The sequence below is a fragment of the Nocardioides sp. genome (assembly GCF_014360585.1).
Taxonomy (GTDB): Bacteria; Actinomycetota; Actinomycetes; order Propionibacteriales; family Nocardioidaceae; genus Nocardioides.
Map to the genome: position 1 here is coordinate 1 of NZ_JACIXG010000091.1, position 21,119 is coordinate 21,119.

Here is a 21,119-nt window from a genome sequence, read left to right on the forward strand (position 1 = left end):
CGAACTGCCCATTTACCCGTCGGTAATAGGCAGTTCGCTACCGGACTACCCCGAAATGTCAGCCGAGCACCCGGTCCAGCCAGGCGTTCCAGAATCGGCGGTTCGGGTCGAAGCGGCGGACTAGCTCCTTGAACTCCTCCCAGCGGGGGAACTCGGCGCCGGGGTCTGCGGTGGCGAAGAGCTTGCCCCAGTGGGGCCGTGTGCCCGCCGGGAGCCGCTGCTCCAGGTCGGGCAGGAGGTCGCGTACGCCGGCGGGGTCGGCGTTCCAGGTGAAGTGGAGCGCCAGCACGTCGGTGCCGTAGGCGGGGGAGAGCCAGAGGTCGTCGGCGGCGACGGCGCGGATCTCGCTCACCTGCAGCAGCGGCCGGACGCGGTCGGCTAGCGACCGGACGGCGTCAAGCGCCTCCTGGCCGTGTTCGAGCGGCACCAGGTATTCGCTCTGGAGCTCTGCCCCGACACTCGGCTGGAAGTCGAGCCGGAAGTGGGGCAGCCGCTCGTGCCACGGCCCCGGCACGCCGAGCTGCTCGGTGCAGGGGGCGGGGTCCAGGCCGGGGACCACGTGGCGCGGCTCGCTCGCGAGCACCGTCCCGGGGATCTCCGGAGCCGTCGAGAGCGACTTCGCCCAGACGCGGCCCACGGTCCCGTCCGGCTCGTCCGCCCAACGCGTGAAGATCGACACCGAGTAGGCCGCGCCGAGGATGTCGGTGAGGTGTTCTCGCAGGTCAGCGTAGGTGAGGCCCTCATGGACCGTCTGCGCGATCTGGTAGGTCGCTGAGGTCAGCAGCTCGAGATGCGTCACGATGCCCAGCGCGCCGATGCCGACCACGGCCCCGGCGAAGTCGGGCGAGCCGGCCTCCAGGCGCACCAGGTCGCCTCGGCCGTCGACGATCTCCAGGGCGGTCACGGAGGTGGCCAGCGATCCGTTGCGGACTCCGGACCCGTGGGTGCCGGTGGCGACCGCGCCGGCGACCGAGATGTGGGGGAGCGAGGCGAGGTTGGGCACCGCCCGGCCACGCTCCTGCAGCCAGGCGGTGAGCTCGCCGTAGCGCATCCCGCCGGGCACCCGGACGGTGTCCCCGGCCATGGCCGGTGACCCCTCCAGGCCGTCGAGAGACACCAGCACGCCCGAGGTGTCAGCGAGATCGGTGAAGGAGTGCCGAGACCCCAGCGCGCGCAGCCGTGGCTCGCGCAGCACGAGGTCGCGTACGTCATCCACGGAACGTGGTCGCACGAGCCCGCGCGCGGTGTAGTCATAGCTGCGGGCCCATGTCGATCCGGGAGCTTCATGGGCAAGGGTCTCGGTGCGCATGGACCGGATCGTAGCCGGGAATCAACTTCGATGCGCGCTTTGGAAAACGTTATCGACAACGATTGACAAACCAGCGAGCCTCTCGACATCCTGATCCCTGTCTGTGATGCCGATCACACTCAATGCGCCGGGAGGCACCATGAAACTTCGTCACATCCTTGCGACCGTGACCGCGGCGGCGACTGTCGCGACCACCGCGTCATCCATGGCCCAGGCCGAACCACCTGGCTTCCGGCCCCCGTCCGACTCGCTCCGCTCCTACGCTTCCCAGATCGGGCTGCAACTGGGCGTCGCCGCCAACCCCGAGGTGCTCGCGGACGAGGAGCTCGCCGGCATCGCCGCGGACGAGTTCTCCAGTATCACTCCAGAGAACGAGATGAAGTGGGAGTCCGTCGAGCCGACTCGTGGCACCTACGACTGGTCCGCTGCCGACGAGGTCGTCGAGTTCGCCCGCGCCCACGGTCAGAAGGTGCGCGGCCACACCCTGCTCTGGCACAACCAGAATCCCGCCTGGCTGACCGAGGGCGTCAACAACGGCACGATCAGCAACGACGAGCTCCGCGGGATCCTCGAGAAGCACATCACCGACGAGGTCGCCCACTTCCGCGGCAAGGTCTACCAGTGGGACGTCGCCAACGAGTTCTTCACCGACACCAACCCCTCGCGTCTCAACCCGGACAACTTCTGGGTCTCCCGGCTCGGGCCCCAGGTGATCGCCGACGCCTTCCGCTGGGCCCACCAGGCCGACCCGAAGGCGCGGCTGTTCTACAACGACTACAACATCGCGGGAGAGGACGGCCACAACGCCAAGGCGGACGCGGTCTACGCCTTCGTCAAGAGCCTGGTCGCCCAGGGCGTACCCATCCATGGCGTCGGCGACCAGGGCCACCTCGACACCCAGTACGGCTTCTCCGGCGAGCGTTTCCGCGCCAACCTGCAGCGCTATGCCGACCTCGGTCTCGAGGTGGCGGTCACCGAGGCCGACGTACGCACCTTCGTCGACTCCGCCGAGACCCAGGTCCCCACGGACAACCTGGCGCTCTTCGCCCATCCCTACGAGTTCTCCCAGATGCTCCAGGCCTGCCTCGCCGTACGGGCCTGCACATCGTTCACGGTCTGGGGCATCGACGACACCCACTCCTGGGTACCGGGTTGGTTCGAAGGGCAGGGTTACGCGCTGCTCTGGGATGTGAATCGGCAGCCCAAGGCGGCGTACACGACCCTGAAGCAGGACCTCCGCCTTGCCCTGGGAGCACCACGCCGGCGCTGAGCCACGGCGATCTGTAGCGGCACCTGGGTGGCGGTGGTCTACTGGAGACCGAGCACATGGATCGAGCTGAGCGAGGGTAGATGAGCGAGCACGCAGCAGAGGCAGACCTCGAGGAGCAGGCGACCGACGTCGTGACGGACACCGTCGACGAGGAGGCGCCGCTGGACGCCGAGGAGACGGTCACCTCGACGCCGGACGACGTCAACGAGGCCGACTACGCCGAGCAGAAGCTCGACGCGGGCAGCCCCGACGACGACTACTGGGCCTAGGCCATGTCTTTTCCGGACACAGCCTAGGAGTTCTGCGGGAACCCCAGGTTGATCCCGCCGTGCGACGGGTCCAGCCACCGGGTGGTGACGGCCTTCTCCCGGGTGAAGAAGTCCAGCCCGGCGGGGCCGTACGCCTTCGCGTCCCCGAACAGCGACGACTTCCAGCCGCCGAAGGAGTGGTAGGCGACGGGCACCGGGATCGGCACGTTCACGCCGACCATCCCGACCTGCACCTCACGCTGGAACCGGCGGGCGGCACCGCCATCGTTGGTGAAGATGGCGGTGCCGTTGCCGAACTGGCCGGAGTTGATCAGCTCCAGGCCCTCCTCGTAGCCGGAGACGCGGACGACCGAGAGCACCGGGCCGAAGATCTCCTCGGTGTAGACCGTCGACGTGGTCGGCACCCGGTCCACCAGCGTCGGCCCGACCCAGAAGCCGTTGGGATCGCCGTCCACCTCGATCCCTCGTCCGTCGACGACGACCTCGGCGCCATCGGCCGCGGCCACGTCGACATAGCTCGCGACCTTGTCCCGGTGGGCGCCGGTGATCAGCGGGCCCATGTCGGTGCCCCGGGTGCCGTCGCCGGTCTTGAGGGTGGCCATCCGTGAGGTGATCTTCGAGATAAGGGAGTCGGCCACCGAGTCGACCGCGAGCACCACCGAGATCGCCATGCACCGCTCGCCGGCCGACCCGAAGCCCGCGTTGACCGCCGAGTCGGCGACCAGGTCGAGGTCGGCGTCGGGCAGGACCAGCATGTGGTTCTTGGCGCCTCCGAGGGCCTGGACCCGCTTGCCGGCGGCGGTGCCGCGCTCGTAGACGTAGCGGGCGACCGGGGTGGAGCCGACGAAGGAGATCGAGGCGACGTCGGGGTTGTCGAGGAGCGCGTCGACCGCCTCCTTGTCGCCGTGGACGACGTTGAAGACCCCGTCGGGGAGTCCGGCCTCGGCCCACAGCTCCGCGATCCAGTTCGACGCGGTCGGGTCCTTCTCCGAGGGCTTGATCACGACCGCGTTGCCGGCCGCGATGGCGATCGGAAAGAACCACATCGGCACCATGGCGGGGAAGTTGAACGGGCTGATGATGCCCACCACGCCGAGCGGCTGCTTGAGGGTCGTCACGTCCACGCCGGAGGAGACCTGCTCGGAGACGGTGCCCTTGAGCAGGTGGGAGAGGCCGCAGGCGAACTCCACGACCTCGAGCCCGCGGGCGATCTCGCCGGCGGCGTCGGAGAGCACCTTGCCGTGCTCGGCGGTCAGGATCTCGGCCAGCTCGCCCTTGCGGGCGTTGAGGAGCTCGCGGAACTTGAAGAGCACCGCCGTACGCCGCGTGAGCGAGGCCTCGCTCCATTCCGCGAACGCCTTCCTGGCCGCCGAGACGGCGGTGTCGACGTCGGCGGCCGCGGCGAAGCGTACGCGCTTCTGGACGGTGCCGAGCGCGGGGTTGTAGATGTCGCCCAGACGGGTGCCGGTGCCGGGGTTGGTGGCCCCGCCGATCCAGTGGTCGAGGATGGGGAGATCGGTCATGTCATGCGTCCTTTGCGGGTTACAGCGAGCCGAGCACGTCGTCGTAGATCGAGATCGCCTCGGCGACCTCGTCGGGGGTGACGACGCACGGAGGCACCACGTGGATGCGGTTCTCCATGGTGAACGGGATCAGGTTGCGGGCGATGAGCTCGGACTTGATCCGGCCCATCGTCGCGGCCGGCAGCGGCTCCCGCGTCTCGCGGTCGGCGACGAGCTCGAGGGCCCAGAAGACGCCGGTGCCGCGTACCTCTCCGATCACCGAGTGCTTCTCGGCCAGCGCGGCGAGGCCCGGAGCGATGTGGTCGGTGCCGATGGTCGCGGCGTTGTCCACGATGCCCTCCTCGTTCATCGCCTCGATGGTCGCCACGATCGACGCCATCGCGAGGGGGTGCCCGGAGTAGGTGAGGCCGCCGGGGAAGACCTGGTCGTCGAAGGTCGCCGCGACCGGGTCGGAGATGATCACGCCACCGGCCGGTACGTAGCCGGAGTTGACGCCCTTGGCGAAGGTGATCAGGTCGGGGACGACGTCGTAGGCGTCCAGCGCGAGCCACTCGCCGGTGCGACCGAAGCCGGCCATCACCTCGTCGAGGATGAGCATGATCCCGAACTCGTCGGCCAATGCCCGGACCCCGGGCAGGTAGCCGGGCGGCGGGATCATGATCCCGGCGGTGCCGGGGATGGTCTCGAGCAGGATCGCCGCGATCGATCCTGGTCCCTCCGCCTCGATGACCCGGCGCAGGTGGTGCAGCGCACGCTCGGCCTCCTGCTCGGGTGTGCTCGCCCAGAAGTCGGAGCGGTAGAGGTAGGGGCCGAAGAAGTGCACGTGGCCATGGGCGTACTCGTTCGGGATCCGCCGCCAGTCACCGGTCGCGACGATCGCCGCGCCGGTGTTGCCGTGGTAGGAGCGGTAGGTCGAGAGCACCTTGTCGCGACCGGTGTGGATGCGGGCCATCCGGATCGCGTTCTCGACCGCGTCGGCGCCGGCGTTGGTGAAGAAGACCTTGTTGAAGCCCACCGGAGCGATGTCGGTGATCCGCTCGGCGGCCTCGCCGCGAACCAGGTTGGCCGCCGTCGGCGCCACCGTGGTCAGCGTCTCGGCCTGCTTCTTGATCGCCTCCACGACCCGGGGGTGCTGGTGGCCGATGTTGGTGTTGACCAGTTGGGAGGAGAAGTCCAGATACGTACGCCCCGAGTGGTCCCATACCCGCGAGCCCTGCCCGCCGGCGATGACCAGCGGCTTCAGGGAGGCCTGGGCGGACCAGGAGTGGAAGACGTGGGAGCGGTCGAGGTCGTAGGCGCGAGCGTCGAGGGCCGACGCGGTGGGAGCGGGCTCCGTGGTGGGCGCGCTCGGGCTTGTCTCGGTGCTGGTCAAAGCTGTCCCCTGGGGTGCGTGACGGACATGGATCTGACTCCTCACTCTACGCCGGGAGCAACGAAGGCGTCGTCGAATGTTGATGCTGATTACGACGGTATATCAGGGCTGAGGCTACGTTTTCGATACATTCATGCCAATACTGCAACGAAATCACGCGCTGATCTCAAATTTTGGCGATCGCTGGCAGGTTGACGCCAGGAATCACCAGCTCGCCGTACGCCGTCAGGGTCTGGTCCATGGCGTCGTGCTGCAGGTAGATGGCGAACTGATCGACGCCGAGGCTCTTGAGCTGCTCGAGCTTGGTGACCTGCTGCTCGACCGAGCCGAGGATGCAGAACCGGTCGACGATTTCGTCGGGCACGAAGGCGGTGTGGGTGTTCCCGGCCTGTCCGTGCTCGTTGTAGTCATAGCCCTGGCGGTCCGCGATGTAGTCGGTGAGCGCCTGTGGGACCGCGCCGCTTCCGTACTTGGCGACGATGTCGGCGACGTGGTTGCCGACCATCCCGCCGAACCACCGGCACTGCTCCCGAGCGTGCGCCAGCGCTTCGGGCGACCCGTCGGTGACGTACGCAGGCGCGGCCACGCAGAACGTCAGCGACTCCGGGTCGCGGCCGGCGTCGGTGGCCGCCTTCTTGACCGCCCCGATCATCCACTCGGTGATGTCGGGGTCGGCCAGCTGCAGGATGAACCCGTCGCCGACTTCCCCGGCCGCCTTCAGTGCGAGCGGGCCGTAGGCGGCGATCCACACCTCGAGCTCGGAGCGCTTGGCCCACGGGAACTGCAGCGTGGTGCCGTTGACCTCGACCGGTCGCCGGTTGGCCAGCTCGCGGATCACCCGGGTGGCCTCACGCATCTCTCGGATCGTCGAGGGCTTCCCGTTCAGCACCCGCACCGCCGAGTCGCCGCGACCCATCCCGCACACGGTGCGGTTGCCGTACATCTCGTTCAGGGTCGCGAAGACGGACGCGGTCACCGTCCAGTCGCGGGTGGCCGGGTTGGTGACGAACGGACCGATCTTGATCGTACGGGTCTCGGCGAGGATCTGGCTGTAGATGACGTACGGCTCCATCCACAGCAGATGGCTGTCGAACGTCCAGACATGGTCGAAGCCGTACGCCTCTGCCCGCTTCGCCAGGTCGACGACCCGCCATACGGGCGGGTTGGTCTGCAGCACCACACCGAAGTCCATCCGATGTACCTCCGGTCGTTCGAACCAGCGTCACGACGTCGTCGCGGCGACCTGTCGGGAACGTTACTCCTGAAGGGGTATTTGGATTAAGGAATGCGGTTGTTCGCGTTAGCTCGCAGGGGAATCCGTGACAGCTGGCGACTTCGCGACTCAAGCCGAAGCATCATAGGTGGTGCGGAACACCGACTCGGCGAGCCAGCGCTTGAAGCTGTCGTTGTCGCTGAACTGCTTGAACAGTTCGGTGTCGTCGCGGAGGACGGACATCATCACCCGCCCGAGGGCGCGGTCGTGCTCGATTCGGGCGTTGTCGCGGTCGTTGTTCCGCATCGCGATCTGGTATGCCTCATCCTCGGCGACGCGGCGGGGGATGTCCTCGGTGATGAGCCGCTTGACCCGGTCCTCATCGGTCCATTCGATGTTGCCGAAGAGCTGGTTGAACGTGTTGAGGATTTCCGAGAGCCGTTCCTTCTCCTCGTCGATCACGTGGCCACCCGACCCCACTGGGACGGGATCGATCTCCGCGTCCTCGTCGGCGAGCGCGATCTTCATCGCCTCGCGCTTCTCGGAGCGGTAGGAGTCCAGGTCGATGTTCTCCAGGATCCCGGCGGACTGGTCGTCCTCACGCGGCGCAGGCAGCTTCGGGATCAGGTGTTCGAGGAAGAGGCAGAGCCTCTCCCACTCCGGCAGCCCGTAGGGCAGCAGGGCGGCCAGGAAGTTGTACGTCCGGGTGAACGACTTCGCAGCACCCTTGAACCCGACCTGGTCGTCCTCCTCCTGCAACTCCAGATACTCAGCCACGCAAGCGTCGAGCACCGGATCGAGCTGGTCGCGCTCGACTCCGCCGAGGAACAGCTCAGTGAACTTGTCCACCGTCTCGTGGGTGTAGATCCCGTACGTCTCGATGGTCGCGACCAGGTCGTGGAGCTTGTTCGGGTCGGTGGCCGAGCTGAGCACGGTGGTGCGGTAGTAGCGGGAGAAGGCCTTCTCGATGTCCTCGGCAGAGTTGGCGAAGTCGAGAACGAACGCGTCGTGCTTGGCTGGATGCGCGCGGTTGAGCCGCGACAGCGTCTGGACGGCCTTGACTCCGGAGAGGGTCGTGTCGACGTACATCGTGTGCAGCAGCGGCTCGTCGTAGCCGGTCTGGAACTTGTCGGCAGTTACGAGGATTCGGTAGGGATCCTCCTTGATCTTGTCGGGGATATCCTTCGCCGGGAAGCCGTTCAGGGACGCCTCGCTGACCTTCAGACCCTTGTAGTCGTGCTCCCCGGAGAAGGCCACGATCGCCTGGTAGGGACTCTTCACCTTCTCCAGATGGTCACGGATGGCGTGGAAGTACTCGATTGCCCGCGGGATCTTCCCTGCGACAACCATGGCGCGCGCCTGGCCGCCGATCTTCTGCTTCCCGATCACCTGGGTGCGGAGGTGGTCGACGATGATCTCGGCCTTGAGCCCGATCGCGTGGTCGCTGCCCTCGACGTACGCCCGCAGTCTTTTCGATGCCCGTTTGGTGTCGAACTCGGGGTCGTCCTCGACGGTCTTGACCAGCCGGTAGTAGGACTCGACCGGCGTGAAGTTCTCCAGTACGTCGACGATGAATCCCTCCTGGGTGGCCTGCTTCATCGTGTAGGTGTGGAACGGGCGGTGCTTGGTCTCGGTGCCCTCCACATACGGGATGCCGAACATCTCCAGCGTCTTGTTCTTCGGGGTCGCGGTGAAGGCGAAGTACGACGCGTTGGACAGCATTTTGCGCGACTCGATCATCTGGTTGATCTCGTCCTCGACGGTCCATTCCTCGTCGTCCTCCTCACGGTCGCGTCCGCCGAGCGCTGCCGACACCGCGGCCGCGGTCTTACCACCCTGGCTGGAGTGGGCCTCGTCGATGATGATCGCGAACCGGCGATCGCGGTGCCCAGAGCCGATGTCGTCGAGGATGAAGGGGAACTTCTGCACCGTGGTGATGATGATCCTGCGCCCGGCCTCGATCGCGCGGCGCAGATCTCCGGACCGGTCTGCGTGCACGACGGTCGCGCCGACCTGCAGGAACGACTTGATCGTCGCGGTGAGCTGGCTGTCAAGGATGACCCGGTCGGTCACTACGATCACCGAGTCGAACGCGTTCGCCTTATCGTGCTTGGCCTCGGTGAGCTGGTGGGAGAGCCAGGCGATCGAGTTCGACTTTCCCGAGCCTGCCGAGTGTTGAACCAGATACTTCTGTCCGACCCCGTTGGTCGCCACGTCGGCCAACAGGCGACGTACGCCGTCGAGCTGGTGGTAGCGCGGGAAGATCTGTGCTGAAGTCTTCCGTCGGGTCCTCTCGTTACGCGTCGTGACGATCTGGGCGTAGTTCTCGATGATGTTCGCCAGGCTCGCCGGAGCCAGGATGTCCCGCCACAGATAGTCGGTGCGTAGCCCGTCGGGATTGGGCGGGTTGCCGGCTCCGTCGTTCCAGCCCTTGTCGAACGGCAGGAACCACGACGACTTCCCCTTGAGGTGGGTGCAGAAGCGCACCTGTGCGTCATCGACCGCGAAGTGCGCCAAGCAGCGTCCGAAGCCGAAGAGCAACTCACGCGGATTCCGGTCGCGCTTGTACTGCTCCACCGCATCGTCGAAGGTCTGCTTGGTGATGTTGTTCTTCAACTCGAAGGTCACCACCGGCAGCCCATTGACGAACGCCGCCAGGTCCAGTGCCAGCCCCGAGCGGCTCACGCTGTACTGGAGTTGACGGGTCACCGAGAACCGATTGGCCCCGAAGAGCTCCGCTGCGCGGGTGTTCCCTGGCGACGGCGTCGGGAAGAACAGATCGACATGGTGGGCCCGGTGCTTGATGCCCTTGCGCAGCACCTCCACGGTGCCCTTGCTGGTGATCTCCCCCTGGATCCGGCTCAGGAACTCCCGCCGTACCGGGGTGTCGGTGGCCAGGCTGAGTGCGTCGACCAGGTGCGGCTGCGTCGCGTCGATGAACGCGGTCAGCTGAGCGAGATCCACCGCGAAGGAGCGCTCATAGTCGCCCGGCGCACCCTCGACCCAGCCGCCCTCGGCCATCTGCCGCACGACCAGCGTCTCCAGCGACTCCTCGTTCAACTGCACAGCAAGACCCTAGCGCCGACCACCGACACAAACCGCTCTTTCTGAGGCTCGAGGGCCGCGACAGTCAGGCCGCTCCAGCGGAGGGAAGTCCCGCCCGATCCAGGACCGTCCGGGCCAACGTCCGGAACTCCGTGTAACAGGTCTGCACGTACTTCTGCGTGCTGCCGAGGGCGCCATCAGCCGTACGCAGGTCGAACATCGGCTTGCGAGCGTCGTGAGCAAGTGGCATCAGACTGCGGTAGTTCCGCATCGTCGCGATCTCGTAGTGCCGATCGGACGAGGTCGGTTGGATGCCGAGCACGTCGCTGTTGAAGACCAGCGGGATCCGGTCCAGCCAGCGGGCGTACGCCTTCACCGGCCGGTCCAGGCGCATCTCGGGCTGCATGATGACGTAGCCGAGTGGGGCCATGGCTCCTTCCGGCGCCTCGATACCGGCGGGCACCCGCGGCAGGATCACTTCCCGCCAGTCCCTGCGCCACTGCCGAAGCACCGGACCCAGGTTGGAGAGCCCTTTCAGGGAGAAGAGGTCTGCTGCCAATGGCATCAGGACATGATCTGCGCTCAGAAGCGCCGACCGGTTGATGGCGCCGAGGTTCGGACCCACGTCGATGATCACGACGTCGGCCGCGGCCTCGTCGGCCGCGGCGCTCACGATGCGGTGAAAGGCCGTGGTTGTACGGATCGCCGCCGGGTCGCCTGCGAACGACGTCGGCCAGCTGCGCGAGAGGTGGTCCTCGAAGAGACTGAGCTCGATGCTCCCCGGCAGCAGGAACAGGCCGGCAGCTACTTCAGCGGGCCTCAGCGGAGCAATATCGCCGAGCCCTTCCAGGATCGGCCGGACTGCGTCCGCGATGCTCTGCGCAGGTCGAACCCGTCCTGCGACACCGGGCAACTGTCGGTCGACGAGCCCCTGCCGGGTCAGCTCGGTGGGTGCACCCCACAGGTCCTCGAGCTCGGACTCGTCGAGGAACATCGAGGTCAGGTTCGATTGCGGGTCGAGGTCAGCGGCCAGCACGGTCAGGCCGAGCCGACTGAACATGTGTGCCAGATGGTAGGCAAGCGTCGTCTTTCCGACGCCGCCCTTGTTGTTGAACAGCGCGATCGTCGTCGTCATGCAGCCCTCCTGATGGTCACTGACCATGATGCGTCATCGACGACGAACTCGGGCTCGGGATTGCCGTTTCGCGCCAGTGCCGCGCGGATCCTCCCGATGCCCCGTCCGAACCGGTTGACGTAGCCGAGCGACTTCATAGCCGCTGCAAGTGATGGGTTGCGATAGTCGTTGACCCGGTCGAAGTTGTCGGTGCGTACCCGGCCGTAGGGACCGCCGGGGTTGTCCACCTCGACCCGGTCGTCGAACCAAATCACTCGAACCGGCGCGTACGACGACTCGTAGTTGCGATGCATCAGCGCGTTCATACAGATCTCGCGCAGGGCCTCGAAGGGATACTCGGCTGCTTGCGTCTCGCGAAAGCCGTCCGCTACCAGTCGGCTCCGAAGGTTCGCCTTGATCAGCGGCTCGAGCCGTGCGGCGACGTCCACGATGTTGCCCCGAAGCTCCTGCTCATCGGCGATCGGTGCGCCGAGATCGAGGCCCTGGTAGCGGACGAACTGGACGTACGCCCCGGGAATCCAGACCGTCGGGTCGAAGCCGAGGACCAAGAGCCCCAACGTCGTCGGCACTGTCTCTTCAAGCCCATAGGCGAGGTGCAGCGAGGTCAGCTGGTGCTCCAGCGGGCGCCCGTTCTCGGCGAGCACTTCTTGGTCGACCATTGCTGGAAGATAGGACGTACGGAACAGGTCGAGATCGAGGTCTGCCAGTGACGTTCCGTCCGCAACTCGCGTGTCGAACGGACCGTCACCGGTTCGACGACGCTCGGCGAGCACTCGCTCGTCGTCGCGGTTGGCCTCGCGAACCGTCGGGCCAGGGCGCACCCACGCCTTTCCGTCGTAGCGGACCGGCGGGGTCGCAGACGCCTCAACGTGCAGTCGGATGACGTCCTTGCCCTGGAATTGCGCGACATCGACAGTGAGTGAGGGCCGGTCGAGGATCTTGCCGTTGTCCCGCAGGTCGGCGAGCATGCGCAGCGTCTCGTCGCTGGTATCCACTGAACCGGTCGCCACTCCGGCATCGGACACCCCGATGAGGATGTCGCCGCCACCGTGCCGAGGCAGGTCATTAGCCATCGCGCAGACGTTCTTGCCGATGTCCGAGAGCCGGTTGCGCACGTTCGTCTCACGCCCGTAGTCCTTGAACTCCAGCCAGGCGGTTTCGCGCGTGCCGAGCGTCTCGGCGAGGTCATCACTCACACCGAACATTCTCCCCTACCTTCCGCTCCAGCGTGGGAGCGGCGAGTTCGGTGAAACGGAACGGGTCTGGCCCGGAGACCAGCTCCGACGCCTCAAGCAGGTCCATTGCCCACCAACTCGTCGATCTCGGTCTCGTCGCCCCCTCCGAGGTCTGCTGGATCAACCTCCGGCAGCGACGCCGCGATCTGGCGTACGTCGACCTGTCCTGTCACGACGTCTGCGACAAGGCGGGTGCGGAACTCCTGCAGCAAGGTGACCTCGCGTTCGGTTCGCTCGGCGGTGTGCAAGATGGTGGCGGTCTCACGGCTGACATCGGCGACGATGCGGCGCTGTTCGTCTATGGGCGGGACCAAGAATGTGAACGTCCTCAACTCTGTGATGGGCAGATTGTTGGCAAGGCCGTCCGCCCCACTGATTGCTTGTCGCACCTGACTTCGGTATCGCCGCGAGTTCATGGCAAGCGCAAGGAAATCCGGGTCAACGTCGTCCCGAGGCCGCAATCTGAAGGTCTTGTCGCTGAGAATGACCTTCCCCGGCGGAGCCGGGACACGTGCAACCGAGCCGACAAGGTTGGGCGACCCGCTTGCGCGGGAAACCAGCAGGTCACCCTTCCGGATGGCGAGGGACAGAGGGACAACGAAATCGCCAGGCAAGCGTTTCACCTGGTCCGGTCGGTATTTTCCGCCGTTGACGCAGCCAGCTTTGAGGACGCCCCATTCGTCCTGACCTGGCACGGTGTTGTCCGCCTGAGGACTCACGCCTTGATCAATGCCGTGAAGGAGTGTCTTCAGACGTCGAACCTGCCAGCCCAGGTTCGGATTTTCCAGTCGCTCGGTTGCCAGCTCGTTCCGCTGCTCATCAAGAAGGGCGATGAGGCGGCGCTTGGCGGCGATGGCCTTGTCGATGCGGGCGTTGGCATGGGTGAGGTATTTGACGATGGCTGCCTGCTCGTCGGCGGGCGGCACGGGAACCCAGGCTGACTTGATGTCCTCATGCGAGAGACCGAAGCGAGTTACGCCGCCTGCTGCCACATGGAACTGGTGAGCAACGGTCGGCGCACGCAGTGCCCAATACAGGAACTGTCCGGAGATGTCACCTCTCGGCCGAAGGATCGCCAGGTGGTAGCCGCACACGAGGTCCTTGGCCGCGCCTGCGATGTAGGCGGGCACTGCGATGTCGTTGAAGGACTCTGAGTCCTTCGTGATCACGACATCGCCAATCCGTAGACAGAAGGCATCGACTTCAGCCTGTGTCGCGGTCGCTCGCATGAATTCCTGGTCCGGCGTGACGACGTCTCGCTTGTAGACGTCGACGTAGTTGCAGAGCCGAACTGGAACCTCACCGTCCTTCGAGAGCTTGTCAACATTGCTGACGAGCATGTCGACGACTGACCGCAGTCGCCTCGTCGTCCAATGGCGAGGCAACATCCCAGCACTCCTCGGCTGATTCGCGTGGGTCTGTGGAAGCTCTGCGAACATCAGGCTCCGCCGTTCGCTACGGACTCGAATCCCGCGATCTCGGCAATCAGGTTGTCGGTCTCGGCCTCGAGGGCGCGGATGTCGGCTTGGATCTCGGCAAGGGTGCGCATGGGTGCGGGCTTGTAGAAGTGGCGGGTGAAGGAGATCTCGTAGCCGATCTTCGTCTTCGACTTGTCGATCCAGGCGTCGGGGGCGTAGGGAAGGACCTCGCGGCGGAAGAAGGCCTCGATGCCGTCGGCGTACTCGCCCGCGGGCTCCTGAAGCGGGATCTGCTCGGTATCGCGCAGGTCGGTGTCGGGCTCATACTGGACGACGCGCATCTTCCCGTCGACGCGTGCCGAGTACAGGCCGCGGAGCGGGTCGGGTTCGGCGGTGTACGGCAGGGTTCGCTTGATGATCGCCGGGGCGTCCTCGCTGCGCTTGCCTTCCTCCTTGAGCTTCCTGATCTCGGCGGGCTTGTATACCCGCTCGGGGTCGGCGCCGATGATCCGCAGCGGTCGCTCGACCGTGATCTTGGAGTAGCCGAAGTCGCGGTTCTCGAAGACCTTTGACTGCTCGGGGTCCGCCTCGTCGAAGGCGTGGAAGGTCTCCATGATCCGGGCGATGTCGGCCTCGGAGAGCTCCACACCCTTCTCGCCGAGATTCTTCCGCAACGGCGTGAACCAGCCGGTCGCGTCGATGAGCTGCACCTTGCCCTGGCGGCGCGGCTCCTTGCGGTTGCTGAGCACCCAGACGTACGTCGCGATGCCGGTGTTGTAGAACATCTTCAGGGGCAGCGCGACCACGGCCTCGAGCCAATCGGACTCGATCACCCACCGGCGGATATTCGACTCGCCCTGGCCGGCGTCTCCGGTGAAGAGCGACGAGCCGTTGTGGATCTCCGCGATCCGGCTGCCGAGCTCGGTCTTCTGCTTCATCTTCGAGATCAGGTTGGCCATGAAGAGCATCTGGCCGTCGCTGCTCCGGGTGACCAGCGAATACTCCGGGTCGCCGGCGTGCTCGATCACGAACCGTGGGTCACGGATCTTCTTCGCCCCGCCCATCCGCTCCTGATCGGTCTTCCACGACTTCCCGTACGGCGGGTTGGACAGCATGAAGTCGAACTCGTCGCCCGCGAACGCGTCGTTGACTAGCGTGGAGAACTCCGGGCCGCCCTTGATGTTGTCGGCCTCCCCGCCCTCACCCTTGAGGATCAGGTCGGCCTTCGCGATGGCGTACGTCTCGGCGTTGATCTCCTGGCCGTAGAGGTGCGTGGTGATCTTGCGGCCCTTGGTGATGTGCTTCAGCGTCTCCTCGGCGACCGTCAGCATGCCGCCGGTGCCCATCGCACCGTCATACAGCTTGTAGGTGCCCTCCGGTATCCGGTCGGCGATCGGCTCGAACATCAGCCGGGTCATCAGCCGCACCGCGTCGCGCGGCGTCCAGTGCTCGCCGGCTTCCTCGTTGTTCTCTTCGTTGAACTTGCGGACCAGTTCTTCGAAGACCGTGCCCATTCCGTGGTTGTCCATGCCTGTCGGGGACAGATCCAGGTCCGGATTGAGGTACTTCGTCAGCAGTGAGCCCAGCGCATCGGCCCGGACCAGTTTGGGGATCTGGTTGCGGAGCTCGAAGTTGTTGATGATCTCCTGGACGTTCGGCGAGAAACCGTCGAGGTAGGCCTTGAAGTCCTCCTCAAGCCGCTTGGCGTTGGAGATCGTTGAGAGGTGCTTCATGGTGAAGCCGGAGGTGTTGTAGAACGCCTGTCCGGCGGCATCGCGGAGCGAGGCATCCTTGTTCACGATCCCGGCCTCGTCCAGCATCTTGTCCGTCGCAGCGACCTGCTCGCGGACCGGCTCCAGCACAGAGTCGAGCCGCCTGAGCACGGTGAAGGGCAGAATCACGTCGCGATACTTGCCCCGGACGTACAGGTCTCGAAGGACGTCGTCGGCAATCGCCCAGATCAGGCTGACGATCCGGCTGTGGTTGGCGCTGTTCACGCAGGTTGCTCTTTCTGAAACGCTTGTTGGGGGCGGCTTCTCCGGCGGTCTCCACCGGAACCGTGCCGCATGGGCAGCCTAGAGCAAAGAGCCGTCACAATCGCGGTGCCTGGGCCGCCGTGATCGGCCGCCAGCGGTATCAGATGAGGTACTGGGAAAGGCCCCGCTTGAGATAGCTTCCGTGACCCTTCGCGCCTCTGAACTCGCCGTCGACCACGACGACGGAGCCGCGGGCGAGCACCACGTCGACGTGGCCGTCGATCTCGTAGCCCTCCCAGGCGGAGTGGTCCATGTTCATGTGGTGGGTCCTGCCCTCCCCGAGGCCGATGGAGGTGTGTCCGGCGGGGTCGTAGACGACGATGTCGGCGTCCGCGCCCGGCGCGATCACGCCCTTGCGGCCGTAGAGCCCGAACATCCGCGCCGGCGTGGTCGCGATCAGCTCCACCCACCGTTCGAGGGTGATCTGGCCGGTCACCACACCTTGGTAGAGCAGGTCGACACGGTGCTCGATCGAGCCGATCCCGTTCGGGATCGCCCGGAAGTCGTCCTTGCCGAGCTCCTTCTGCTCCTTCATGCAGAAGGGGCAGTGATCGGTGGAGACCATCTGCAGGTCGTTGGTGCGCAGGGCCTGCCACATCGCGTCCTGATGGCCCTCCTCGCGCGAGCGCAGCGGCGTCGAGCAGACCCACTTCGCCCCCTCGAAGTCTCCCCACTCCTCCGAGCTCGCGCCGAGCTGGTCCTCGAGGGAGAGGTAGAGATACTGCGGGCAGGTCTCGCCGTAGACGTTCCTGCCCTTGTCCCGGGCGGCGGCGAGCTGCTCGACGGCCTGCTTGGCGCTGACATGCACCACGTAGAGCGGTGCTCCGGTGACGTCGGCGAGCATGATCGCCCGGTGGGTGGCCTCCTCCTCGAGCTGCCAGGCACGCGCGATGCCGTGGTAGTAGGGGGAGGTCTTGCCGGACTCGGCCAGCTGCGCGGCGAGCACGTCGATGGCCGGACCGTTCTCGGCGTGCATCATGGTCAGCAGCCCGTGGTCGGTGGCCTTCTGCATCGCCCGCAGGACCTGCGCGTCGTCGGAGTAGAAGACGCCCGGGTAGGCCATGAACAGCTTGTACGAGGTGATCCCCTCGTCCACGAGCGTGTCCATCGCCTTGAGCGAGTCGTCGTCGACCCCGCCGATGATCTGGTGGAACCCGTAGTCGATCGCGCAGTTGCCGGCGGCCAGCTCGTGCCAGTGCGCCAGCCCGTCCTGTACGCGTTCGCCGTAGCGCTGCACCGCGAAGTCGATGATCGTCGTGGTGCCGCCCCAGGCCGCCGCTCTGGTGCCGGTCTCGAAGGTGTCGGACGCGTTGGTCCCGCCGAACGGCAGCTGCATGTGGGTGTGGGCGTCGACGCCGCCGGGGATGACGTACTTCCCGGTCGCGTCGATGGTGAGGTCGGCGTCGATCGTGCCGAACGGGCTGGCGCCGGGGGAGATGAGCGCGACGATCCTCTCGCCGTCCACCAGCACGTCCGCCTGGGTGCGGCCGGTCGCGGAGACGACCGTGCCGCCCGTGATGAGGGTGGTGCTCATGCGGTGCTCCTATCCGCCGGTCGAGCCGCCGGAGCCGCAAGGCGGAGGCGTGTCGAGACCAACACAGTCGCTATCAGGGTCTAGGGATGGCGGTGTAGGAGTCGGGCCGTCGGTCGCGGTAGAACTGCCAGTCGTCGCGCATCTCCTGGACCATGTTCATGTCGAGGTCGCGCACCAGCAGCTCCTCCTTCTCGCCCGAGCCGAGCTCGCCCACGTAGTTGCCGCGGGGGTCGACGATCTGCGACATCCCGTAGAAGTCGACCGTCTCGGGGCCGTACTCGTTGTCCTCCAGGCCGACCCGGTTGGGCGCGAGCACGAAGTAGCCGTTGGCGACCGCGGCGGCGGGCTGCTCGACCTCCCACAGCCGGTTGGAGAGTCCGGGCTTGGTGGCGTTGGGGTTGAAGACCATGTGGGCGCCGTTGAGGCCGAGCTCGCGCCAGCCCTCGGGGAAGTGGCGGTCGTAGCAGATGTACATCCCCACCTTGCCGACCGCCGACTCGAAGACCGGGTAGCCCAGGTTGCCGGGGCGGAAGTAGAACTTCTCCCAGAACTTCTCCACGTGGGGCAGATGGTTCTTCCGGTACTTGCCGAGGATCGTGCCGTCGGCGTCGACGAGCACGGCGGTGTTGTAGTAGACCCCGACCTCCGCCTCCTCGTAGATCGGCAGCACCATCACGATGCCAAGCTCCTTGGCCAGGCTCGCGAAGCGCTGCACGATGGGGCCGTCGGCCGGCTCCGCGTAGCGGTAGTACTTTTTGTCCTGGGTGATCCCGAAGTACGGCCCGTAGAAGAGCTCCTGGAAGCACATCACCTGGGCGCCCTGTGCGGCGGCGTCACGCGCGAAGCCCTCGTGCTTGTCCAGCATGGAGACCTTGTCCCCGGTCCAGGTGGTCTGGCTGATTGCGGCTCTGACGATGCTCATGCAACTACCTCCCCCTAAATAGAAGCACGCCGCTGCGGCCCGTGGGGCCGCAGCGGCATTTTTGCTTGAAACGAGGCGCTGGTTGAAACTCTTCTGCCCTAGGGGGCCGTCGCCGGATGGCGTACGACCACGTGCTCCACGGCCTTGGCGAGCTCCTCGCGGAGCTCGGGCGCGAGCTGGGGACAGTCGAGGGAGAGGAACAGCTCCATCGCCGAGCGGGTCGCACGGGCACGTTCGCCAGGCGAGCGCTCGGGAAGGGTCGGCGCGATCTCGGCGAGGTGGGCGCTGGTCTCGACCACGGTGTTGCAGTCGTGCGGCGTGAGCGGGGCGCGGGCCTCCCGGCCGGCGCGGACGAGGACGCTGAGGACCTCCACCTTGGCGGCGGTGGTCAGCGACATCGCGCTCCTCGATGAGTCGAACAGATGCGACCCCACACCGTCCGCGTTGTGCGACAACATGTATCTCCTCGGTGGGACGTGTGCCTCCCCCGAGGCACTCTCGTCCACTCCAACGAGCGGGGGAAGGGATCGGTGACGCCCTTGGGTGCTTTGTAACTCACCTGTAGGCCAACCCGTGAGTAGCCGACAGGTATGCGCTCAGGTCGTGGAGATCTTCTCGATCAGCGCGGTGGTCGAGATCGCCGGCGTACGCGGCAGGTAGACGACCTCGCAGATGTCCTTGAACTCGTCGAAGCGCCCCACCCAGTCATCGCCCATGACCAGGACATCGGCCTGGTGCTTGAGCAGGTAGTCGCGCTTGAGCTCGAGGCTCTCCTCGAGGAAGACCTCGTCGACCGGCTTCAGTGCGGAGACGATCGCCAACCGCTCGTCCTCGCTGAAGACGGGGTAGCGGCTCTTCTTCTTGAAGTTGAGGGCGTCGGCCGAGACTCCGACCACCAGCCGGTCGCCGTACTCAGCCGCGCGCTGGACGATGCGCAGGTGTCCGACGTGGAAGACGTCGAAGGTGCCGAAGGTCAAGACCGTGCGGGGGACAGACATGCCCACCAATGCTGCCATATACGGACACCGTTTGTTCAACTGGCGTTCTACAGTCCGCCCCCTTCTGGGTGTCTCAGTGCGTCGCTGCGCACCACGTGGTGCGACCCGGCACAATTGAGCCCATGAGTTCTCCTGGGGGCGTCGGGATCGGCGGCCTGATGGCCGAGACCGAGGCCGATGTCGTACGCCGCCAGGCACTGCGCCGGATGCGCATCGTCGCCACCGGGCTCCTGGTCGTGGCCGCCATCGTCTATCTGCTGACCATGGGGATGCACGGGTTCTGGGGGTTCGTGAACGCCGGTGCCGAGGCATCCATGGTCGGCGCGATCGCCGACTGGTTCGCGGTCACCGCGCTGTTCCGCCACCCGCTGGGTTTGCCGGTGCCACACACCGCCCTCATCCCGAAGCGGAAGGACGAGCTCGGCGCCAGCCTCGAGGAGTTCGTCCAGGACAACTTCCTGCAGGAGGAGACCATCCGCGAGCGGCTCGGTGTCGCGATGCCGTCGCTGCGACTCGCGCTGTGGCTCTCGGAGGAGCCCAACGCCAAGCGGGTCGTCGACGAGGTCTCCACCGTGGTCGCCGACGGCTTGTCCCGGATCAGCAACCGGCACATCGTCGAGATCATCCAGGACGGGTTCGTACCCCGCCTGCGCGAGGAGCAGATCGCGCCGCTCCTCGGCGGCACGCTGCAGGCGGCGCTGGACGACGGCGTACATCACGGCCTGGTCGACCTGGCGCTGGTCGAGCTGCACGGCTGGCTCGAGGAGAACGAGGAGATCGTCACCGAGGTGCTCGGTGAGCGGGCGCCCTGGTGGACGCCGCAGGTGCTGCGCGAGCCGGTGACCGCCCGCATCCACGTCGAGCTGGTCCGCTGGATCGCCGACATCCGCGACGACCCCGAGCACCGAGCCCGCAAGGCGATCGACGCCATGCTCGCCGACCTCGCCGACAACCTGCAGCACGACCAGGCGACCATGGAGCGTGCCGAGCGGCTCAAGGAGCGCGTGCTCGAGCATCCGGGCGTCATCAACACCGCCATCTCCATCTGGGACGCGCTGCGCCGCGCGCTGACCTCCTCGCTGCGTGACCCCGAAGGCGTCGTCCGGCTCCGCGCCCTGGACGAGGTCATCCGCTACGCCCAGAAGGTCGTCCTCGACGAGGTGCTGCAGCGCCGCTACGACGCGCTCGCCTCCGATGTCGCCGTCTACGTCGTCCAGCGCTACGGCCGCGAGGCGACCACCGTCATCACCCACACGATCCAGCGCTGGGACGGCAAGCAGGCTGCTCGCCGCATCGAGCTCTTCGTCGGCCGCGACCTGCAGTTCATCCGCATCAACGGCACCATCGTCGGTGGCCTCGTCGGCGTCCTCATCCACACCGTCGCGGTCCTGATGGAGTGACCCGCCGAGGCGTCACGTACGTCGGCCGAGGTGTCATCGCGTGCCAACTCGGCCGACCGCGCTGACGCCTCGGCCGTTTTTGGTGACGTCTCGCCCGACGGGGGAGGATGGCGGTGTGAGCGAGCCCTTCGACGTACCCATCTCCGACGAGATCATCAGGCTCGGCCAGTTCCTGAAGCTGGCCAACCTGGTCGAGGCCGGCTCCGAGGCGCGCCCGGCGATCACCGCCGGCGAGGTCAAGGTCAACGGTGAGATCGAGCTCCGCCGCGGCCGCCAGCTCCGCGTCGGCGACGTCGTGGAGTACGCCGGCCAGGCAGCCCGGGTCTCCGACGAGGCCGACTTCGACGTGCCGTGGTAGGACCCGGCAGAAATAGAGTGAGGCGGTGACCCGGAAGGGTCACCACCGATAGCTCGTTGAAACGCTCCGGGTCCGCCTGGAA

The 21,119-nt window shown here is 66.3% G+C and carries 17 protein-coding genes; 4 read left to right on the top strand and 13 right to left on the bottom strand.

From position 1 onward, the window contains the following. Positions 1 to 58: 58 nt before the first annotated feature. Complete coding sequence (locus tag H5T77_RS21965; RefSeq protein ID WP_292652742.1) at positions 59 to 1,309, bottom strand: FAD-binding protein; 1,251 nt, start codon at positions 1,307 to 1,309, stop codon at positions 59 to 61. Between the two features lie 139 nt (positions 1,310 to 1,448). On the opposite strand from H5T77_RS21965, the gene H5T77_RS21970 reads away from it, so the two are divergent. Both H5T77_RS21970 and H5T77_RS21975 read left to right on the top strand, forming a co-directional pair. Then, the gene (locus H5T77_RS21970; RefSeq protein WP_292652743.1) at positions 1,449 to 2,579 is read left to right on the top strand and encodes an endo-1,4-beta-xylanase; all 1,131 of its coding nucleotides are present in this window, start codon (positions 1,449 to 1,451) and stop codon (positions 2,577 to 2,579) included. An 80-nt stretch (positions 2,580 to 2,659) separates the two neighbouring features. After that, on the top strand, positions 2,660 to 2,848 hold the full coding sequence (locus H5T77_RS21975; protein ID WP_292652744.1) for a hypothetical protein: 189 nt from the start codon (positions 2,660 to 2,662) through the stop codon (positions 2,846 to 2,848). 23 nt (positions 2,849 to 2,871) lie between these two features. Here the strand turns inward: H5T77_RS21975 and H5T77_RS21980 are convergent, their stop codons facing one another. The 12 genes from H5T77_RS21980 to H5T77_RS22035 form a co-directional block, all read right to left on the bottom strand. Beyond that, the gene (locus H5T77_RS21980) at positions 2,872 to 4,371 is read right to left on the bottom strand and encodes a CoA-acylating methylmalonate-semialdehyde dehydrogenase (RefSeq protein WP_292652745.1); all 1,500 of its coding nucleotides are present in this window, start codon (positions 4,369 to 4,371) and stop codon (positions 2,872 to 2,874) included. 19 nt (positions 4,372 to 4,390) lie between these two features. Then, positions 4,391 to 5,743, bottom strand: coding sequence for an aspartate aminotransferase family protein (locus tag H5T77_RS21985; RefSeq protein WP_292652746.1), 1,353 nt, complete (start codon positions 5,741 to 5,743; stop codon positions 4,391 to 4,393). Positions 5,744 to 5,909: 166 nt separating this feature from the next. Further along, complete coding sequence (locus H5T77_RS21990) at positions 5,910 to 6,935, bottom strand: TIGR03842 family LLM class F420-dependent oxidoreductase (protein ID WP_292652747.1); 1,026 nt, start codon at positions 6,933 to 6,935, stop codon at positions 5,910 to 5,912. 150 nt (positions 6,936 to 7,085) lie between these two features. Beyond that, positions 7,086 to 10,022 (bottom strand): type I restriction endonuclease subunit R, encoded by a 2,937-nt coding sequence (locus H5T77_RS21995; protein ID WP_292652748.1) that lies wholly within the window; start codon positions 10,020 to 10,022, stop codon positions 7,086 to 7,088. A gap of 64 nt (positions 10,023 to 10,086) precedes the next feature. Beyond that, the gene (locus tag H5T77_RS22000; RefSeq protein WP_292652749.1) at positions 10,087 to 11,136 is read right to left on the bottom strand and encodes a ParA family protein; all 1,050 of its coding nucleotides are present in this window, start codon (positions 11,134 to 11,136) and stop codon (positions 10,087 to 10,089) included. Beyond that, positions 11,133 to 12,332 carry an ATP-binding protein gene (locus tag H5T77_RS22005; protein WP_292652750.1) on the bottom strand — a complete coding sequence of 400 codons (1,200 nt, stop codon included), beginning with the start codon at positions 12,330 to 12,332 and terminating at the stop codon, positions 11,133 to 11,135. The genes H5T77_RS22000 and H5T77_RS22005 overlap by 4 nt, the downstream gene beginning before the upstream one ends. A gap of 92 nt (positions 12,333 to 12,424) precedes the next feature. Beyond that, positions 12,425 to 13,810 (bottom strand): restriction endonuclease subunit S, encoded by a 1,386-nt coding sequence (locus H5T77_RS22010; RefSeq protein WP_366816663.1) that lies wholly within the window; start codon positions 13,808 to 13,810, stop codon positions 12,425 to 12,427. Beyond that, positions 13,810 to 15,786, bottom strand: a complete 1,977-nt coding sequence (locus tag H5T77_RS22015; protein ID WP_292652752.1) for a type I restriction-modification system subunit M — start codon at positions 15,784 to 15,786, stop codon at positions 13,810 to 13,812. The genes H5T77_RS22010 and H5T77_RS22015 overlap by 1 nt, the downstream gene beginning before the upstream one ends. Before the next feature lie 139 nt (positions 15,787 to 15,925). Beyond that, positions 15,926 to 17,359 carry a dihydropyrimidinase gene (gene hydA / locus H5T77_RS22020; protein WP_292652753.1) on the bottom strand — a complete coding sequence of 478 codons (1,434 nt, stop codon included), beginning with the start codon at positions 17,357 to 17,359 and terminating at the stop codon, positions 15,926 to 15,928. 73 nt (positions 17,360 to 17,432) lie between these two features. Beyond that, positions 17,433 to 18,281: a nitrilase-related carbon-nitrogen hydrolase gene (locus tag H5T77_RS22025; RefSeq protein WP_292652754.1), complete on the bottom strand. Its 849-nt coding sequence runs from the start codon at positions 18,279 to 18,281 to the stop codon at positions 17,433 to 17,435. 98 nt (positions 18,282 to 18,379) lie between these two features. Next, on the bottom strand, positions 18,380 to 18,679 hold the full coding sequence (locus H5T77_RS22030) for a hypothetical protein (RefSeq protein WP_292652755.1): 300 nt from the start codon (positions 18,677 to 18,679) through the stop codon (positions 18,380 to 18,382). Between the two features lie 198 nt (positions 18,680 to 18,877). Then, on the bottom strand, positions 18,878 to 19,279 hold the full coding sequence (locus H5T77_RS22035) for an FAD synthase family protein (RefSeq protein WP_292652756.1): 402 nt from the start codon (positions 19,277 to 19,279) through the stop codon (positions 18,878 to 18,880). Positions 19,280 to 19,401: 122 nt separating this feature from the next. On the opposite strand from H5T77_RS22035, the gene H5T77_RS22040 reads away from it, so the two are divergent. Together H5T77_RS22040 and H5T77_RS22045 are read left to right on the top strand one after the other, a co-directional pair. Next, positions 19,402 to 20,679, top strand: a complete 1,278-nt coding sequence (locus H5T77_RS22040; protein WP_292652757.1) for a DUF445 domain-containing protein — start codon at positions 19,402 to 19,404, stop codon at positions 20,677 to 20,679. Positions 20,680 to 20,830: 151 nt separating this feature from the next. Next, positions 20,831 to 21,037, top strand: coding sequence for an RNA-binding S4 domain-containing protein (locus H5T77_RS22045; RefSeq protein WP_472850361.1), 207 nt, complete (start codon positions 20,831 to 20,833; stop codon positions 21,035 to 21,037). The last annotated feature ends 82 nt before the right edge of the window (positions 21,038 to 21,119 follow it).

What these genes read in the sequence shown, in the direction of transcription:
- H5T77_RS21980 (WP_292652745.1), bottom strand. Translation starts at nt 4,371, where the DNA reads ATGACCGATCTCCCCATCCTCGACCACTGGATCGGCGGGGCCACCAAC.
- H5T77_RS22010 (WP_366816663.1), bottom strand. Translation starts at nt 13,810, where the DNA reads ATGTTCGCAGAGCTTCCACAGACCCACGCGAATCAGCCGAGGAGTGCT.
- H5T77_RS21975 (WP_292652744.1), top strand. Translation starts at nt 2,660, where the DNA reads ATGAGCGAGCACGCAGCAGAGGCAGACCTCGAGGAGCAGGCGACCGAC.
- H5T77_RS22035 (WP_292652756.1), bottom strand. Translation starts at nt 19,279, where the DNA reads ATGTCTGTCCCCCGCACGGTCTTGACCTTCGGCACCTTCGACGTCTTC.
- H5T77_RS21990 (WP_292652747.1), bottom strand. Translation starts at nt 6,935, where the DNA reads ATGGACTTCGGTGTGGTGCTGCAGACCAACCCGCCCGTATGGCGGGTC.
- H5T77_RS21965 (WP_292652742.1), bottom strand. Translation starts at nt 1,309, where the DNA reads ATGCGCACCGAGACCCTTGCCCATGAAGCTCCCGGATCGACATGGGCC.
- hydA (WP_292652753.1), bottom strand. Translation starts at nt 17,359, where the DNA reads ATGAGCACCACCCTCATCACGGGCGGCACGGTCGTCTCCGCGACCGGC.
- H5T77_RS21970 (WP_292652743.1), top strand. Translation starts at nt 1,449, where the DNA reads ATGAAACTTCGTCACATCCTTGCGACCGTGACCGCGGCGGCGACTGTC.
- H5T77_RS22025 (WP_292652754.1), bottom strand. Translation starts at nt 18,281, where the DNA reads ATGAGCATCGTCAGAGCCGCAATCAGCCAGACCACCTGGACCGGGGAC.
- H5T77_RS22040 (WP_292652757.1), top strand. Translation starts at nt 19,402, where the DNA reads ATGAGTTCTCCTGGGGGCGTCGGGATCGGCGGCCTGATGGCCGAGACC.
- H5T77_RS22030 (WP_292652755.1), bottom strand. Translation starts at nt 18,679, where the DNA reads ATGTCGCTGACCACCGCCGCCAAGGTGGAGGTCCTCAGCGTCCTCGTC.
- H5T77_RS22000 (WP_292652749.1), bottom strand. Translation starts at nt 11,136, where the DNA reads ATGACGACGACGATCGCGCTGTTCAACAACAAGGGCGGCGTCGGAAAG.